This window comes from Janthinobacterium sp. GL_088, from assembly GCF_057837845.1.
Genome location: NZ_CM174453.1, coordinates 5,710,837 through 5,725,730 on the forward strand (window position 1 = coordinate 5,710,837; position 14,894 = coordinate 5,725,730).

At 65.2% G+C, this 14,894-nt stretch carries 14 protein-coding genes; all 14 read right to left on the minus strand.

Annotation, left to right across the window (positions count from 1 at the left end; translation table 11 throughout):
- Positions 1-3: 3 nt before the first annotated feature.
- Positions 4-1,110 carry a fatty acid desaturase family protein gene (locus tag AC3IQ7_RS25470; RefSeq protein WP_489207660.1) on the minus strand — a complete coding sequence of 369 codons (1,107 nt, stop codon included), beginning with the start codon at positions 1,108-1,110 and terminating at the stop codon, positions 4-6.
- A complete protein-coding gene (locus AC3IQ7_RS25475; protein WP_489207661.1) occupies positions 1,107-2,222 on the minus strand; it encodes a sterol desaturase family protein in 1,116 nt (371 codons plus the stop codon). Before AC3IQ7_RS25475 ends, AC3IQ7_RS25470 begins: the two co-directional genes overlap by 4 nt.
- Entirely contained in the window at positions 2,219-2,842 is a 624-nt protein-coding gene (locus AC3IQ7_RS25480; RefSeq protein ID WP_489207662.1) for a phosphatase PAP2 family protein, read from the minus strand. The genes AC3IQ7_RS25475 and AC3IQ7_RS25480 overlap by 4 nt, the downstream gene beginning before the upstream one ends.
- A gap of 11 nt (positions 2,843-2,853) precedes the next feature.
- A complete protein-coding gene (locus AC3IQ7_RS25485; RefSeq protein WP_489207663.1) occupies positions 2,854-4,149 on the minus strand; it encodes a F390 synthetase-related protein in 1,296 nt (431 codons plus the stop codon).
- Complete coding sequence (locus AC3IQ7_RS25490; protein WP_489207664.1) at positions 4,146-4,976, minus strand: MBL fold metallo-hydrolase; 831 nt, start codon at positions 4,974-4,976, stop codon at positions 4,146-4,148. Before AC3IQ7_RS25490 ends, AC3IQ7_RS25485 begins: the two co-directional genes overlap by 4 nt.
- Positions 4,969-6,006: an NAD-dependent epimerase/dehydratase family protein gene (locus AC3IQ7_RS25495; RefSeq protein ID WP_489207665.1), complete on the minus strand. Its 1,038-nt coding sequence runs from the start codon at positions 6,004-6,006 to the stop codon at positions 4,969-4,971. The genes AC3IQ7_RS25490 and AC3IQ7_RS25495 overlap by 8 nt, the downstream gene beginning before the upstream one ends.
- Before the next feature lie 10 nt (positions 6,007-6,016).
- Positions 6,017-6,997 carry a 3-oxoacyl-[acyl-carrier-protein] synthase III C-terminal domain-containing protein gene (locus AC3IQ7_RS25500; protein ID WP_489207666.1) on the minus strand — a complete coding sequence of 327 codons (981 nt, stop codon included), beginning with the start codon at positions 6,995-6,997 and terminating at the stop codon, positions 6,017-6,019.
- A gap of 49 nt (positions 6,998-7,046) precedes the next feature.
- Positions 7,047-7,955, minus strand: a complete 909-nt coding sequence (locus AC3IQ7_RS25505) for an ion transporter (RefSeq protein ID WP_099376636.1) — start codon at positions 7,953-7,955, stop codon at positions 7,047-7,049.
- Between the two features lie 69 nt (positions 7,956-8,024).
- Positions 8,025-9,776 carry a cation:proton antiporter domain-containing protein gene (locus AC3IQ7_RS25510; RefSeq protein ID WP_099376635.1) on the minus strand — a complete coding sequence of 584 codons (1,752 nt, stop codon included), beginning with the start codon at positions 9,774-9,776 and terminating at the stop codon, positions 8,025-8,027.
- Positions 9,777-9,881: 105 nt separating this feature from the next.
- The gene (locus AC3IQ7_RS25515; RefSeq protein WP_099376634.1) at positions 9,882-11,126 is read right to left on the minus strand and encodes a metal-dependent hydrolase; all 1,245 of its coding nucleotides are present in this window, start codon (positions 11,124-11,126) and stop codon (positions 9,882-9,884) included.
- Between the two features lie 53 nt (positions 11,127-11,179).
- A complete protein-coding gene (locus tag AC3IQ7_RS25520) occupies positions 11,180-12,841 on the minus strand; it encodes a GDYXXLXY domain-containing protein (protein ID WP_099376633.1) in 1,662 nt (553 codons plus the stop codon).
- Positions 12,838-13,797, minus strand: coding sequence for a DUF2157 domain-containing protein (locus AC3IQ7_RS25525; RefSeq protein WP_489207667.1), 960 nt, complete (start codon positions 13,795-13,797; stop codon positions 12,838-12,840). The genes AC3IQ7_RS25520 and AC3IQ7_RS25525 overlap by 4 nt, the downstream gene beginning before the upstream one ends.
- A gap of 37 nt (positions 13,798-13,834) precedes the next feature.
- Positions 13,835-14,125 carry a DUF427 domain-containing protein gene (locus AC3IQ7_RS25530; RefSeq protein WP_099376631.1) on the minus strand — a complete coding sequence of 97 codons (291 nt, stop codon included), beginning with the start codon at positions 14,123-14,125 and terminating at the stop codon, positions 13,835-13,837.
- Positions 14,126-14,195: 70 nt separating this feature from the next.
- On the minus strand, positions 14,196-14,867 hold the full coding sequence (locus tag AC3IQ7_RS25535) for a DsbA family oxidoreductase (protein ID WP_099376630.1): 672 nt from the start codon (positions 14,865-14,867) through the stop codon (positions 14,196-14,198).
- Between the last annotated feature and the right edge of the window lie 27 nt (positions 14,868-14,894).

Genomic DNA, 14,894 nt, shown 5'->3' on the forward strand with positions numbered 1-14,894 from the left:
TCGTCAGGACTGTGCGGGCCGGCGGCCCATGGCGCGCAGGAATTGCTGCTGCGAGGCGTGCAGTTGGCCGTAACCGAGTTCGCGGTAGACAAGACCGTGGCGTGGCGCCAGTTCGGCCAGGATGCGCGCCAGCGCCGGATAGTGGCGGTGGTTCCAGGTGGGAAACAGGTGGTGCGTCAGGTGCAGATTCAAGCCGCCCAGCCAGTAACCGAGCCAGCGCAGCGCGCGCGGTTGCGGCGTCCAGTCGCAGGCCGTATAAAACGTGTGCTGGTACCAGTCGTGCGGCAGGGTGCCGTCTGGCCCCGGCTGGAAAAACTCGACTTCGGCCCAGTGCGTGCCCAGGATCAGCGCCACCAGCGCGCACGAGGCGATCATCTGGCCCACAAAATACGCACCCAGCACCACGCCCCAGCCGATGCCGTGCTGCTGCAGCACCCACATGGGCAGCGCCAGCACCAGCGCCACATGGCCCAGCTTCCAGCCCAGGAACGACAGCCAGCCGCGCCAGCCCTGCAAACGGCTGTGCGCGGCCACGGGCGTCTTGCCGAAGCGGTCCAGCCAGTCGCCATACCAGTTCAAATACGGCAGCGACAGGGCCGCCACCACGGGCCAATACAGGTATTGGTAGCGGTACTGCGGCGACCAGCGTTGAAACGGTGTCTGGCGCAAAAACGGATTCGGCTCCGTGTCGAGGTCATAGCCTTCCACGTTGGCATACGTGTGATGGAAGTGCACGTGGCGGATGGTCCAGAAATCCGTGTCCACGCCCACGGGCAAGCCGACCAGGCGGATCAGCACGCGGTTCCAGGCTCCCTGGCGAAAGATGGCGCTGTGGGCCGCATCGTGCAGGGTATTCATGGCCAGCGCCATGGCCGCGACCAGGCAAGCCACGTAGCTGGCGACAAACGGCCAGGTGCTGACGGCGCGCAGCGCCAGCGCATACAGCCCCACCGTCAGCGCGGCCAGGAAGGCGGTTTTCGCATGCAGGCGCGCGTCGCCGAAGCGGTGTTTTCCTTCGTCCGCCAGGTAGGCGTCGGCGCGTGCGCGCAATTCGCGGCGGAAGGCGGAATCGCGTGCGGGCCGGAAGCGCAGCGGCGGCAGCTGGCTCACGCGCGCGTCCCGGCCGCTGCCGGCCACCACAGGCGGCGCGCGCCGTCGAGGCCATGCGCCAGCAGTGCGGTCAAAAACACCGTGCCCCACGCATCGCGCGCGCCATACCAGCCCAGATACAGGGCAGGCATGGCCAGCGCGATGGCCACCCAGGCGATGGCGCCCCAGCGCCGCGCATCGGACAAGCCGCCCAGCGCCAGGGTGCCGCCGAAGATCAGCGCGAACAGGATGACTTGCTGCGCGCCCGCCAGCACTGCTTCGTGGTTGACGTAATGGATCACCAGGCCAAACAGGATCACGCCGCCGATGCCGATGAACAGCTCGGGCACCTCGAAAGTGCCGCGCGACTGCCAGTGGGGAAAGCGCGCGCGCAGCCAGGTAAATAGTTTGCCGTTGCTGGCCAGGAGCGGGTTGTGCGTTGGCGTCATGCCCTTCACGCCATAGCGCATTTCCACGCCCTCGAGTTCGGGCTGAAAGCTGCCGAAGAGTTTGTCCCAGATCAACAAGGTACCGCCGAAATTGCGGTTGATATAGCGCTTGTCCGTGCCGTGATGCACGCGGTGGTGCGACGGCGTCACCATGAAGCTATCGAGGATGCCGGATTTTTTGACCAATGCATTGTGGTTGTAGAGCTGCACCGTGTAATGCAGCGACGAGACGACAAGGAAGATTTCCAGCGGCACGCCCAGCACGGCCAGGATGGCGATGAAGGGGAAATTCGTCAGCGACGAATACCAGGAATTGCGCACGCCCAGCGACAGGTTGAAATGCTCGCCCTGGTGGTGCACCACGTGCACGGCCCACAGCAAGGGGATTTTATGGTGCAGCCGGTGCATCCAGTAAAAGCACAAGTCCCAGGCAAAAAACGCGAACACCCATTGCGCCACCACGGGCCACTGATCGACGAGGTGCAGGTTCACATGGCGCAGCAGCAGGGCAAACGCGGCCACTTCCACGCCGCGAAATACCCACATCAGGATATGGCCGGAATTGAGGTTGAAGATCACGTCCTTCCACGGCACGGGTGTCTTGCGCACCCATTTCAGGATCAGCAGTTCGGCCAGCACGAAGGCCAGCATGATCAGGAACGACAGGGCAAATGGATTCATCATGGTGCGGTTTTGATGGAAACGGCGCGGCGGGCAGCCAAGGATACCTGCATTTTCGCCAGCATGCCGCCGGCGATGCCGACAGCCAGGCCGGCGGCCAGGTCGATGCTCACGTGCCGGCGCAGCGCGATGATGGCGTAGCAGATGGCCACGCCCAGCACCACGGCCAGCGTGGAGCGCAGCAGGTGGCGTTTGTCGCACAAGGCCCACACGCACAGCAAGGTCAGGGCGCCATGCAGCGACGGCAGGCAGTTTTGCGTGGAGTCCGCCGCCTGCAGCATGCGCAGCGCCTGCGTGCTCCAGGCGCTGCCGTCGCCCACGGGCGGGTAGGCGAGCGTGGTCGGATACAGCAGGAAGACCACGCCGCACATGACGGCGGAAAGCGCCATGGCGCGCGCCAGCCAGCGCACGCGGGCCGCATCGGCCGCCAGGTAGGCGTAGGGGATCAGGATAAAGAACGACAGGTATAGCCAGATGGCGGCATCCGTGTAGGGAATGGCGCGATCCAGCGCCGTTTCCGGCAGCAGTACCCCCTGCCCTTGCAGCAAGTCGCTGGAAAAATACACGAGGCCGACGCTGCCCCAGCCGGCCAGCAAATGCAGCAGGCGGCCGCGTACGGTCATGGAAGAAGGGTTCATGCGGTGGCAAGGCGCCGGATGCGGCGCCGTTTCATGGTGGGGTCAAAGGGAGGCAGTTCGGCGCTCGTCGTCCAGGCCAGGCCATCGACGGACACGCCCAGGCCCTGCAGCACCATTGCCAGGTGCGCGCGCAGGGCGGCCAGGCCGGCATCGTCGAGCGCCGCATGCAGCTGCAAGGCCGCTTCGCCCGCTTGCGCCAGGCGGTAGTCGGCGTCCGGCGGCAAGGCTTGCGCGAAGGCCCGCGTCAGCACATCGGCAAACACGGCGACGGGGGCGCCGCCGCGCGCGGAGGGAAGCAGCAGCATGTCGTCGCAGCGCCCTTCGATGCCGTCGATGGCGCGCGTGGCGCGGCCACACGGGCATGGCGTGGCGCGCGCGATCAGGATGTCGTCCAGGCGGTAGCGCACGATGGGCTGCGTAATGCGCGTGAAGTCCGTAATCACGGGCACGAAGCGACGTTGTTCAGCGTCGAGCCACTGCGGCTCGATGTGCACGTATTCCTCGTTCAAATGCAGCACGCCGTGTTCGCAGCTGCTGGCAAGGAAACCCTCGGTGGCCTGGTAGATTTCATGCACGGCGCCAAACGCCTGCACGATCAGCGCCCGGTCCTGGGCTTCCAGCACTTCGGCCACCGAGATGACTTTTTTCGGCGCCAGCGCCAGGCTGCCATCGATGACGCGCAAGGCCAGCTGGCGCAGCACTTGCGCGGGTGCGACGATCACGGAAGGTTGATATTGCGCCAGTTGCGCGCACAAGGCGTCGAAGGGCTGGAACAGATCGTAAAACGCAAAGGTCAGCCACGGCGAACGCACGGCCGTGTACAGATTGCTGTTTGCGCGCAGGAACAGCGCGACCCGCTCGCCGGAAAACAGGCCGTCGGGCAGCGCCTTGGCCAGCATCACGCCCGCCCATTGGGCCTTTTCGCGCGGGCTGACGGTAAACACGGCGCGCCGCGACGAGGTGCCCGACGACAGCCCCACGGTGATCTCGCCCACGGACGGCGTGAAGTCGCGGCTATGCTCGGCCGCCATGGCCGCGTCCATCGCCTGCGCCAACGTGATTCCTGCCGTGTTCATGGCGTCGAAATGCTCGAGCATCAGCGCCTTGTTCATCGTCGGCCACTGCGCCAGGGGCAGCGCGCGATAGGGAGCGAAATAGCGGCTGCGCGCACACAGCACCTCGATGAAACGGGCCAGCTGCCGCTGCTGGTAGGCGTCCAGCTGCGCGCGGCTTGTAAAACGCAGGCGGCGCGTGCGCCAGTACGACAGCAAGAGCCAGACAAGACGCTTCACGGGCGGCCCGCCACAGCGATATAGTCGACCGTGTCTTCATGCGTGATGCGGATCTGCGCATTGCCGGACCGGTGCAACTGGTGCAGCCGGCTCAGGGTGGCGTAATACGGCGCGCGCTTGTGCTGGATGATGAATGACAGTTCCGACGGGCCGCGCAGCTGCTGGAAACTTTCCGGCACCCAGGCCGCGTCGGACGCCAGCAGGGTCCAGCCGCCATCCTGCAGCACGAAGGCGCCCAGATGGCCGACGGCGTGGCCGGGCAAGTCGACGATGTAGATCTCGCCCGTGCCGCTGACGTCGCGCCCGTGCGTGAATGGCAGCAGGGCCGACGGCAGGGCCGTTTCGGGCACGCTGTCGACAAAGCTCAATCGATCCGCAATATCGTTCGGCAGCAGTTCGGGCACGAAGGCCTGGCGCACGGCGGCCACGCCGGACAATCCCCGCACGGCGTCCCAGCCCGTTTTGGAAGCCATCAGCCGCGCGCCGGGAAAGTCGCGCAGACCGGCGATATGGTCGGCGTGGAAGTGCGACAGCAGCAAGGTGTGGATGTCGCCGGGCGACACGCCATGCGCGCGCAGCTGGCCCTGCAGCGACTCGTTTTCGTCGAAGAAAATCGGCGTCACCCACGCGTACATCCGGTACACGCCCTTCGACGTGGCGGCGCGGAAGTGTTCGGCGTAGCCGGTGTCCCACAGGTACAGGCCCGCGCGCGTCTCGATCAGGTAGGCGCGCGAGGGGAAGCAGCGGCTGGCCAGCCCGCTGCCTTTCAAGACCATGCACGAAGGATGGGTGCAGTGGCCGACGCGAAACGCGGTGATGCTAGCCATTGCGCTCCTTGCCCACCTTGTGCGCCGCCGCTTCCTGGCGCATCCACTGCGCCGTCAGCGCGATGCCTTCCTGCAGGCTGACGATGGGACGGTAGCCAAGCACCTTGCGCGCCTTGGCATTATCGAGCGTCATGTCGAAACTGAGCGCGCCGATGCTGTAGGGTGTCAGCGATGGTTCGCGCCCCGTAAAACGCGAAGCGAACTGCATCAGGCGCGCCACCACCGCCAGCACGCGATACGGCACACTGACGATTTCGAACGGCTGCTGCAGATGCTCGCAGAACAGGGTGCGCAAAATGTCGCACAGGCGCGCCGGTTCGCCATTCGTGATGTTGAAGGCGGCGCCGGACGCGATGGTCTTGTGCACGGTGGCCAGCCACATCGCATGCACGACATTGTCGACATAGGTGATGTCGATGCTGGCCGCGCCGCCGTTGGGCAGCGGCAGCTTGCCACCGCGCTGTTCCAGCACCCGCGCCAGGCGCGGAATCAGCACCTGGTCATGCGGGCCGAAGATGGCGCGCGGGCGCAGGATCACGCACGTCATGCCGCGATGGCGGTCGACGCAATCCTGCACCAATTTTTCCGCCATCGCCTTGCTGCGCGCATACGCGTTGACGAAGGCGTCGGGGCGGAAGGTTTCCGGCACGTCGAGGTGGTTGCGGTAATCGAAATAGATGGCTGGCGTGGAGATGTGCACGAAGCGCGCCACGTGCAGGCTGGCGGCCGCGCGCAGCAGCTGCGCCGTGGCCGTGACGTTGGCGGCGATGAAGTCGCGCTCCGCGCCCCAGGGCGACGACAGCGCGGCGCAGTGCCAGACGGTGTCCATGCCGCGCACCAGCTCATCGACCTGGCGCGGCGATGCCTGTGCCAGATCAAGCGCCACGAATTGCGCGCCCATGCGCTCCAGTTCGCGGCCCACGGCGGCGTTGCGGCCGGTGGCGCGCACTTCCACGCCCTGCGCCAGCAGGGTGCGCACGGCATTGCGCCCCAAGCCGCCCGTCGCTCCCGTGACCAGTATCCGCCTCATCACACCACCTTCACAGGTCAAGTATCATGCCGCCGATGGTCAGGCCAGCGGCCGTGCCCATCATCAGCAAACGCTGGCCTGCCACGGCCCGCCCCGTCATCACCGCCTCGTGCAGGGCGGTGGGCAGGGACGCGGCCACCTGGTTGCCGTGCGTTTCAAAGATCTTGATGATTTTAGCATCGGGAACGTCGAGGATGCGCGCCGCATGCGCGAGTCCCAGCGGACTGGCCTGATGCGGCACGACCACGTCGACTTTTTCCAGTCCCGCGCCCGATTCCTGCATTAGTTCCGCGAGGAAATCCGGCATCACCTTGACGGCCAGGCGGAACACGGCCTTGCCATCCATGCGGAACAGATAATCGCCCGGTTCGCAGCCGTTGCGCGGGTTGCGCTCGGTGCCGCCGCCGCGGATTTCGCAGTAACGCCGCCCTTCCGGATACGTGCCCATCTTGTAGGCGCGGATGCCGGCGCTGCCGTCGCCCTGCTCGACGATGACGGCGGCGGCGCCGTCGCCAAAGATCATCGATGCTTCCGGCTCGCTCCAGTCGACGCCGCGCGAGGCGAGGTCGGACGAGACGATGGCGATGCGCCGGTAGGCGCCGCCGGCCAGCATGGACGCGGCCACGCGGAAGGCGGCCATGAAACTGAGACAACTGGCGTTGACGTCAAAGCTTTGCGTGCCTGGCGGCAAGCCCGCATGTTCGGCAACGAAGCAGGCCGTGTTCGGCAATGCCTGCTCGGGCACGCCGTTGGCGCAGATCAACAAATCGATGTCGGCCGGACGCAGGCTCGCATTCTTCAGCGCGTCGAGCAGGGCGGCGGCGCCCAGCTGGCTTTGCGATTCATCGGGCGCGGCGACAAAGCGCGACAGCACGCCGCTCTTGCGCAGGGTATAGCCGGCCGGATGGCCCAATGTCAGGTCCAGGCTGGCGGAGGTAACGCTGTGCGACGGCACGGCTTTGCCCGTCGCGATCAGGCGAACTGGAATCATGTTGGCCTTAAAAAAGTAAAGTAAATACGGTTGATGAAGGATCTATGCGCTAATCGCGTGCCAATGGCGGCAATGCAACGCCGCAGCTCTTGCAAAAACTGGCATCGTCATCGAGCCCTTCTTTCAGGCACGTGGGGCAGGTACGCGTGGTGACCAGCTTGGAACTGCGCTGCACCGTCATTTCCGCGCTGATAATGCCGGTAGGCACTGCCAGGATGCCCCAGCCGAGCAGCATCATCAGCGATGCGATGGTGCGCCCGATGTCGGTGCGCGGCGTGATATCGCCGAAACCGACCGTGGTCATGGTGCTGATGGCCCAGTATATCGACGTGGGAATACTGCTGTAACCGTTCTCCGGCCCTTCCACCACGTACATCACAGTACCCAACAGAAAGACCACCATCATGACAAAAGACAAGAAAATGAGGATCTTGCGCCGGCTGGCGAGCAAGGCACGCCCCAGCACCGTGTATTCATGCACATACGACGTGAGCTTGAGGATACGGAACATGCGCAGCAGGCGCAAAATGCGCACGTCGATCAGCACGTGGGCGCCCGGCAGCAGCAAGCCGATGTAGGTCGGCACGATGGCCAGCAAGTCGATGATGCCGAAAAAACTCTTGGCGTAGCGCACCGGATGCTGCAGGCACGCCAGGCGGGCGAAATATTCGACGGTAAATAAAATGGTGAAAAACCATTCCAGCGCCGTCAGCCAGGTGCCATAGCGCTCGGCCACGGAAGCGACACTGCTGAGCACGACCACCGTCACGCTGATCAGGATGGCGGCGATCAGCAGCAAATCGAAGGCGCGGCCCGTGCGCGTTTCCGCCTCGAAAATGACGGTGTACACCTGCTCGCGCCAGCCCCGCTCGGGCTTGCCATATTTTTGCTGCGTTTCCTGCGCCGCCAGTTGCTGCGGCGTCAAGGGCGCCGCGCCGCTCTTCGTCGCGGCTTTCATGTGGGTAGTGTGCTCATATACTATTATTGTATAGATAATTTACAAAGCACGGCGACACGCACGATTGCACTACGACAGCTTCTTCGCCAGCAACACGGCATTGCGCCGGTCACGCTCGGCTTGCACGATGTCCGTCGTGCGCGCTTCCGACAGGCCCACCGTGTGCAGCACGGTGGCCGTCAGCTGCAGCGCCGATTCCAGCGCCTCGGGCACGACGAGGGTGGCGCCCGCCTGTATCAGGGCCACGGCATGCGCCTCGTCGCGCGCCCGCGCATACACGGGCAACTGCGGATATTCGCGGCGGATCGATTTGACGGCATGCAGCACGGAGGCCGCATGGTCCATGGTCAGCACCACGGCGGCGGCCCGGTCAGCATTGACCTTTTGCAACAATTCCGCACGCGACGCATCGCCGAAATACACGGGGAAACCACGCGGATGCAGGGTCGTCACCAGGCGCGCATCGTTTTCGATGGCCACATACGCGATGTCCTGCTCCGTCAGCACCTTGGCCAGCAACTGCCCCACCCGGCCGAATCCGGCAATGATGACGGTGCTGCCCTGCGGCGGCGGCGCGCCGTGCGCCAGGTCGGCCAGCTGATGGTGGTGGCGCCGTTCCCACCAGTTGCCGAACGCGCGCGCCGCCTTGGCCAGCGCCGGCGTGGCAAACAGGCTCAGGCCCACCACCAGCATGACGAACTGCGCCACTTGCGGGCCGATCAGCTTGGTACCGAGCGCATACGCGACAACGATGAAGGCGAACTCGCCGCCCTGCCCCAGCAGCACGCCCGTTTCCACTGCGCGCCCCCAGTGAAAGCCGCCGAGGCGGAAAATCACGCTGATGACGAGGGTTTTCAAGGCAAACAGGCTCAGCACGGCCAGGGGAATCAAGACCGGCGACTTGAGGATTTCGCGCACGTCGATCTGCATGCCCACCGACATGAAGAAAAGGCCCATCAACAAGCCCTTGAAGGGCTCGATCGTCACTTCCACTTCATGGCGAAATTCCGTTTCCGCCAGCAGCAAGCCGGCCAGCAAGGCGCCCAGCGCCATCGACAGGCCCGCCAGGTACGTCAGCCCCGCGATGCCCAGGGTGCTGAGCAGGGTCAATGCCATGAAGACGTCGGGCTGGCGTTTCTTGACGAAAAACTGGAACAGCGGGCGAATCACGCGGCGCCCCAGCAGATAGATCAGCAGGATGGCGCCGGCCGACTTCACGGCCGCAAAGCTGAGCAGATACGCCAGGTCGTCGCTGCGCCCGCTGGCGAACACGTCGATCAGGATGAACAGCGGCACCACCATCAAATCCTGGAACATCAGGATGGAAAAGCCCGCCTGGCCGGCCGGCGTCTGCAGGGAGCGCTGGTCCGTGAGCAATTGCATCACCACGGCCGTGGACGACAGCGACAGCACCAGGCCCAGCACGATGGACGCTTCCAGCGACAGGCCAAAGTAATACGCCACGCCGCCGATCAGGCAGGCGCTGACGGCCACCTGCCCCACGCCCGCGCCGAATACCCAGCGCCGCAGCGCCCACAGCCGTTCCGTCGACAGTTCCAGGCCGATCATGAACATCAAAAACATCACGCCCAGCTCGGCCAGACCGCTGACCTGCTCGGCACGCACGAACGAGAAATACGTCAGCCACGTGAAGTCGCCGGCCCACAGGCCGAAGCCGAACGGGCCGAACAGGGCGCCCACGGCCAGGAAGCCGAGCACCTGGTTGACTTTCAGGCGTTGCAATAGCGGAATAAAAATCCCGGCCAGGGCGAGAAACAGCAGGGTTTCCCGCAGATAAGGTAAGGCGTGTTGCTCTTCCAAGATAATCCTAACTAAATATTATTCTTGCTGAATTGACAGTGTCGCATGCGCGGCCATGGCAAAGCAGGCGCACATGCAATATTTTTCCACAAGGCAACAAATCCGCTACGGACGCACGGCTGGCGGCGGCGCCAGCATGTCCGCGCGGGGACGATCCCAGCCCGGCACATAGGCCGGACACGGCCGGTTGCGGAACTGCTGCAGTTCCACCGTGGTGAAATTGGGCAGCATGCCGGGGTTGAAGCGCACGTCCGTCAGCTTGTCCGCATTCAATCTGGGCATGCGGGCAAAGCGGAACCAGGCGTCGACATAGCAATTGTCTTCCTGCAAAGCGCGCAAGGCGGCCAAGCTGCCTGCCGCCTGGGCGGAGACGGCAATGCCGGGCGCCAGTTGCCGGCCCTGCTTGCTGGTTTCTGCCAGCCCCGCCGGGCAGGCGGCGGGCGCCAGCGATGCGGGCAGCAGGCTCAGGGTGCCGCGCCGCAAGGTGTACACGTCCGTCTTGCTGTCGAGCGAGACATAGATCCAGCACAGGGGGTTGCTGGGAAACGCCGTCATCGCCACGTCCCATACGCGCGTGCCGGGATCCACGCGCTGCACGGCCGCCTCGATGCGCGCACGGCCGAGGGCCGACGCCACGCCCTGCGTGCCGATAAAGGTGGCGGCCAGCGCGAAGGCCAGCAGCAGCGGCCCCCGCCCCCGCTCGCCGGCTCTCCCTTGCAGCACGGCCAGGATCACGCCCAGCCCCAGCAGAACGACCAGCGAAGCGGGCGCCAGATAGGTTTTATAGGTAAAGAAACACAGGGCCGCCGCCAGTCCCGCCAGCAACACGCTTTTGACGATGCCGTAATGTAAGGACATGATCACGGGCACGCCCAGCAGCACCCAGAACATCGGCTCGACGATGAAGACCATGTCGCCATACAGCCAGCGGCTGTCAAATGGATAAAACGGGTGCAAGCCATAGGAATTGAGGAAATCCATGCCCATGTGCAAGCAGAATCCCAGCAGCAGACAGGCCGCCAGGCCGATGCGGGCGGGCACGCTGCTTTTCAGCAAGCGGCGCGCGCCGGGCCACAACAGCCACAGCAGCGCCAGCAACAGCAGCGCCTGCGGCAAGGCCAGCAGCAAGGTGTGCGTGTGACCACGGTGGTGCAACATGTAGCCGAAGGGGCGCGGCAACAGTTTTGTCAGCACCAGGTCCAGGTCGGGCGCGTTGCTGGCAAACCAGGCAGTAAACAGAAACAGCGCGCGCCGGGTGCGCTGTGCGGGTGCCTGCGGCTCGGGCGGCAGGCTGCGGTGTACCAGTTCGCCGACCCCGAGGCCGATGACCGAATGCGTAATATTATCCATCGGGCAATTTTACAGGATGCCCGCCCCGGCGCGCTCTTGCGTTGCTACTTGCGCTACAGCTTCTCCAGCTCCGGACCGCGCATGCCCACCAGCAAGGCGCGGCCGTCGGGCAGCACGCGGAACTCGCCATAGCGGGCCTTTTCCCAGCGCGCCGCCTCGCCTTCCTTGAAAAACCAGGCATCGCTGACCAGCACCCAGTTGCCATCCTTCGGCGTCAGTTCGAGCAGGAATTCGCCAGGCGCCAGCGCCTCCTTGGTGTACGGGCGCAGCAGTTCCGCCACGCCGCGTGCATCGCGCGTCGCCACCACGAGGGGCCGGCCGGGCGCCCGCTCCACGCTGGCCAGGGTGGACAGCACGCCCAGGTTGACGAAATTGAGGCGCATGTAGTCGCCCTGCATCAGCGAACGGGGATCGACCGGTTCCAGCGCCACGAAGATCGCTTGTCCTTTGGCAATCAGCTGCTCTTTTTGCCAGATGCCGCCATTGGCGACCAGCAACACCAGCAGCAAGCCGCCCAGCACGCCCAGGCGCGCGGCGCGGCGCTCCAGGACCACATCCGCCGGCTTGCTTTCCACCAGGTGCAACACGGCGCCGCGCATGGCCAGCCACGACAGGGCGCACAGCACGGCACCGGCCACGGCCAGCAGCGCCGCCTTGCTGGCCAGCGGCCAGGCCAGCTGGTAATAAAAGCTGCCGAGTATCCACGCCGCCGCCAGCGCGGCCGCCACGGCCACGCGCGAACGCCCGCTCGTCAGGCAATACGCGAGGATCAGCAGCACGGGACCGAGCGCCGGCATGAACCACGCCAGCACGATCAGCACCAGCGCCACGCCGATAGCGGGCAACTGGCGCAATGCCGGCCAGCGCCATCCCGTCCAGGCGGCGGCCGCCGTGGCCAGCACGAGCGAGACCCCATTCAAGGCCTGCGCATACCAGGCAATACCCTGATGCCGCGTCACTTCGCGCGCCACGTCGCCGGCAAACCCACCGCCCAAGGCGCCACCGAGCATGAAGGTCATGCCGGACCAGAAGACCAGCCCCAGCAAGATTGCCAGGACCCATCCCGTCGACAGCGACTCCAGGAAGGCGGCGACAGGCGCGCCGCGCCCGTCGTTGAACGCTTGCTTCTGCAGCCAGTGGGCGGCCAGCCAGCATGCCAGGGCCAGCATCCAGGCCAGATACAGTTGCGTGGGATCGTTCTCGAAAATCCAGTCGCGCGTGCTATCGATGATGCCCAGTCCCAGCAAGCCACAGGCGACCAGTCCCAGCAGCACGCGCAGCCAGTCGCGCGGCAAGGCGGCGGCCACCACCAGGCATGCCATGCACAGCAGCAGCGATGCCGTCTGCGTGGAATAGTCGCGGTACAGGGCATAACCGAGCAAGCCGCCGCCCACCAGCAGGCAGGGCACGGCCAGTTGCTCGACAAACAGCGCCACGCCGCGCGTGCGTATCAGCAGCACGGCCACCACCAGCACGATGGCGGCCACGACATACGCACCGGGACCGTGGCGCACAACGCTTTCCAGACCCGCGCCCAGCGCAATCATCAGGGGAATGGCGGCCAGCCAGGCGCCGAAAGCCGTCATCAGCACCAGCGGCCACGGCCGCACATCCTGCACGGGACGGGGGGCATTCGGCGGCAACAGGCCCGCGCGCGTGGCGTCGTCGATCAGGGTGGCGAGCGCATCGGCTCGTTGACTATGAATAGTGTTCATGCCGCCTCCTGGCGCGTGCGCCACAGTATGCCTTGCACGGTCAACGCCAGCAGCACGGCGGCCAGCAATCCCAGCACGGTCAGCGCGCCGACGCCATCGCCATGGCCGTTGAACAGCACATGCGTCAGGCCACCCACCAGCAAGGTGTTCAGGCCCAGTGCGACGGCGCTCAGGCCGAACACGTCAAAAAACTTGCGCATGGCCAGCAGGACGCCGGCGACGGCCAGCAAGCCCAGTCCGGCCCAGTACGGCGATGCGATATCGTTGCCGAACAGGGCGCTGACGGCCGTGCCCGTGATGAGAATGGTGGCCAGCACCAGGCCCAGGCGCAGGGCCCAGCTGCCCGCGCCCGTCCAGCGCGCCAGCAGGGGCGAGACAAACGCACAGGCAAGCAGCACGGCCAGCCAGCCACTGACGAAAATGGGCAGATCGCTGGAATCGATACGCCAGCTGTGGTGCGCATGGGCCTGCATCCACAGGGCGGCGGCCGTCGAAAAAATCAGCATCCACGGCGTCCACAGCACGTCGCTGCGCGCGACCAAGCACAGGGGCAAGGCCAGCACGGCCCACAGGGCGAACAGTTGCCACGGATCGGCGCCCGTCTGGTACGTCTGGCCGAAATACGCAAACAGGCCGCCGATGGTCAGCAAAGCCAGCAGCAGCAAAGGGACGCGCGCCCTGGGTACGGCAAACGCGCCCAGGCAGGCGGCGGCCAGCATGCCTTGCAGCAGGGCAAAGCGGCCCATGCGACCCAGGTCTTCCCAGTTGGCGGCGACCCAGCAGATCAAGCCCATGCCCAGCAGCGCAGCGCCCAGCACGGCCACGCCGCGCGGCAGCCAGTAGGCCAGGCGCGCCGGTTCGCGCTGGAAACCGGCCACTTCCTGCAACTGCCGGGTTTGTTGGGCATCGAGCGCATGGTCCGAGGCGAGTTGGTACACGGCGAGGCGTAAATCCATCGTCTGCTTTCTTTGTCAGGAAATTGGGGGAGTCAGGTCAGCGCTCGACGCTCACGCCGCGCCAGAAGGCGACGTGGCCGGCAATTTGCCTGGCGGCGTCCTTGGGCTCAGGGTAATACCATGCCGCGTTGGCATTGACGGCGCCATCGACAACGACGTCGTAATAGCTGGCCGTGCCCTTCCAAGGGCAGATGCTCGTATGGCTGCTGGGACGCAGGTAGTCCTGCGTCACCTTTGACAAAGGAAAATATACATTGTTTTCAACGACTTGCACCTGCGCATCGGTCGCTTGCGCGATGACGGCGCCATTCCAGCTGGCTGTTGGCATTTGACTATCCTCCTCCTGCGCCGAGTGTAGCGCAAAAAGTCCGCCATGGCGCGCGCCATTGGCGCCCTGCTCAAGCGCCGGCGATGATCTGGCGCAAGGCTTGCTCGAACACTTCCGGTGGTTGGCCGCCGGAAATCAGGTGGCGCTCGTTGATGATGACGGCGGGCACCGAGTTGATACCATTCTGCTGGTAGAACTGTTCCTGCGCGCGCACCTCGTCCGCATAGGCGTTCGAGGCCAGCACGGCGGCCGCTTTGACGGCGTCCAGGCCCACCTTGCCGGCCACGGCCAGCAACACTTCGTGCGAAGACGGATCCTGTCCCTGCGTGAAGTAGGCATCGAACAGCGCCATCTTGAGTTCTTTCTGGCGCCCTTCCAGAGCGGCCCAGTGCAGCAGACGGTGCGCGTCAAACGTGTTGTAGATGCGGCCGCGCTTGTCCATGGCAAAGGTAAAGCCCAGCTGCTCGCCGCGCGCGCGGATGGCTTCGCGCGACTGCGCCATCTGTTCCGGGGTGGAACCATATTTGCGGGCAATGTGTTCGCCGATATCCTCGCCTTCGGGCGGCATGTTGGCGTTCAGTTCGAAGGGCTGGAAGTGAATATCGGCCTGGACGGTGTCTTGCAGCTTGTCCAGCGCCTGCTCCAGCGATTTCAGGCCGACCACGCACCAGGGGCAGGAAACGTCGGAGACGAAATCGATACGGACGGGGACGGGTGTGGCGGAGGTGGTGGAAACAGTCATGGTGGGCAGCCTTTGCGCGAGTCGGGG

Excerpts from the sequence above, each read along its gene's own strand:
- AC3IQ7_RS25535 (WP_099376630.1), bottom strand. The coding sequence starts at position 14,867 with ATGACTGTTTCCACCACCTCCGCCACACCCGTCCCCGTCCGTATCGAT.
- AC3IQ7_RS25525 (WP_489207667.1), bottom strand. The coding sequence starts at position 13,797 with ATGGATTTACGCCTCGCCGTGTACCAACTCGCCTCGGACCATGCGCTC.
- AC3IQ7_RS25530 (WP_099376631.1), bottom strand. The coding sequence starts at position 14,125 with ATGCCAACAGCCAGCTGGAATGGCGCCGTCATCGCGCAAGCGACCGAT.
- AC3IQ7_RS25480 (WP_489207662.1), bottom strand. The coding sequence starts at position 2,842 with ATGACCGTACGCGGCCGCCTGCTGCATTTGCTGGCCGGCTGGGGCAGC.
- AC3IQ7_RS25490 (WP_489207664.1), bottom strand. The coding sequence starts at position 4,976 with ATGGCTAGCATCACCGCGTTTCGCGTCGGCCACTGCACCCATCCTTCG.
- AC3IQ7_RS25475 (WP_489207661.1), bottom strand. The coding sequence starts at position 2,222 with ATGATGAATCCATTTGCCCTGTCGTTCCTGATCATGCTGGCCTTCGTG.
- AC3IQ7_RS25505 (WP_099376636.1), bottom strand. The coding sequence starts at position 7,955 with ATGAAAGCCGCGACGAAGAGCGGCGCGGCGCCCTTGACGCCGCAGCAA.
- AC3IQ7_RS25515 (WP_099376634.1), bottom strand. The coding sequence starts at position 11,126 with ATGGATAATATTACGCATTCGGTCATCGGCCTCGGGGTCGGCGAACTG.
- AC3IQ7_RS25495 (WP_489207665.1), bottom strand. The coding sequence starts at position 6,006 with ATGAGGCGGATACTGGTCACGGGAGCGACGGGCGGCTTGGGGCGCAAT.
- AC3IQ7_RS25500 (WP_489207666.1), bottom strand. The coding sequence starts at position 6,997 with ATGATTCCAGTTCGCCTGATCGCGACGGGCAAAGCCGTGCCGTCGCAC.
- AC3IQ7_RS25520 (WP_099376633.1), bottom strand. The coding sequence starts at position 12,841 with ATGAACACTATTCATAGTCAACGAGCCGATGCGCTCGCCACCCTGATC.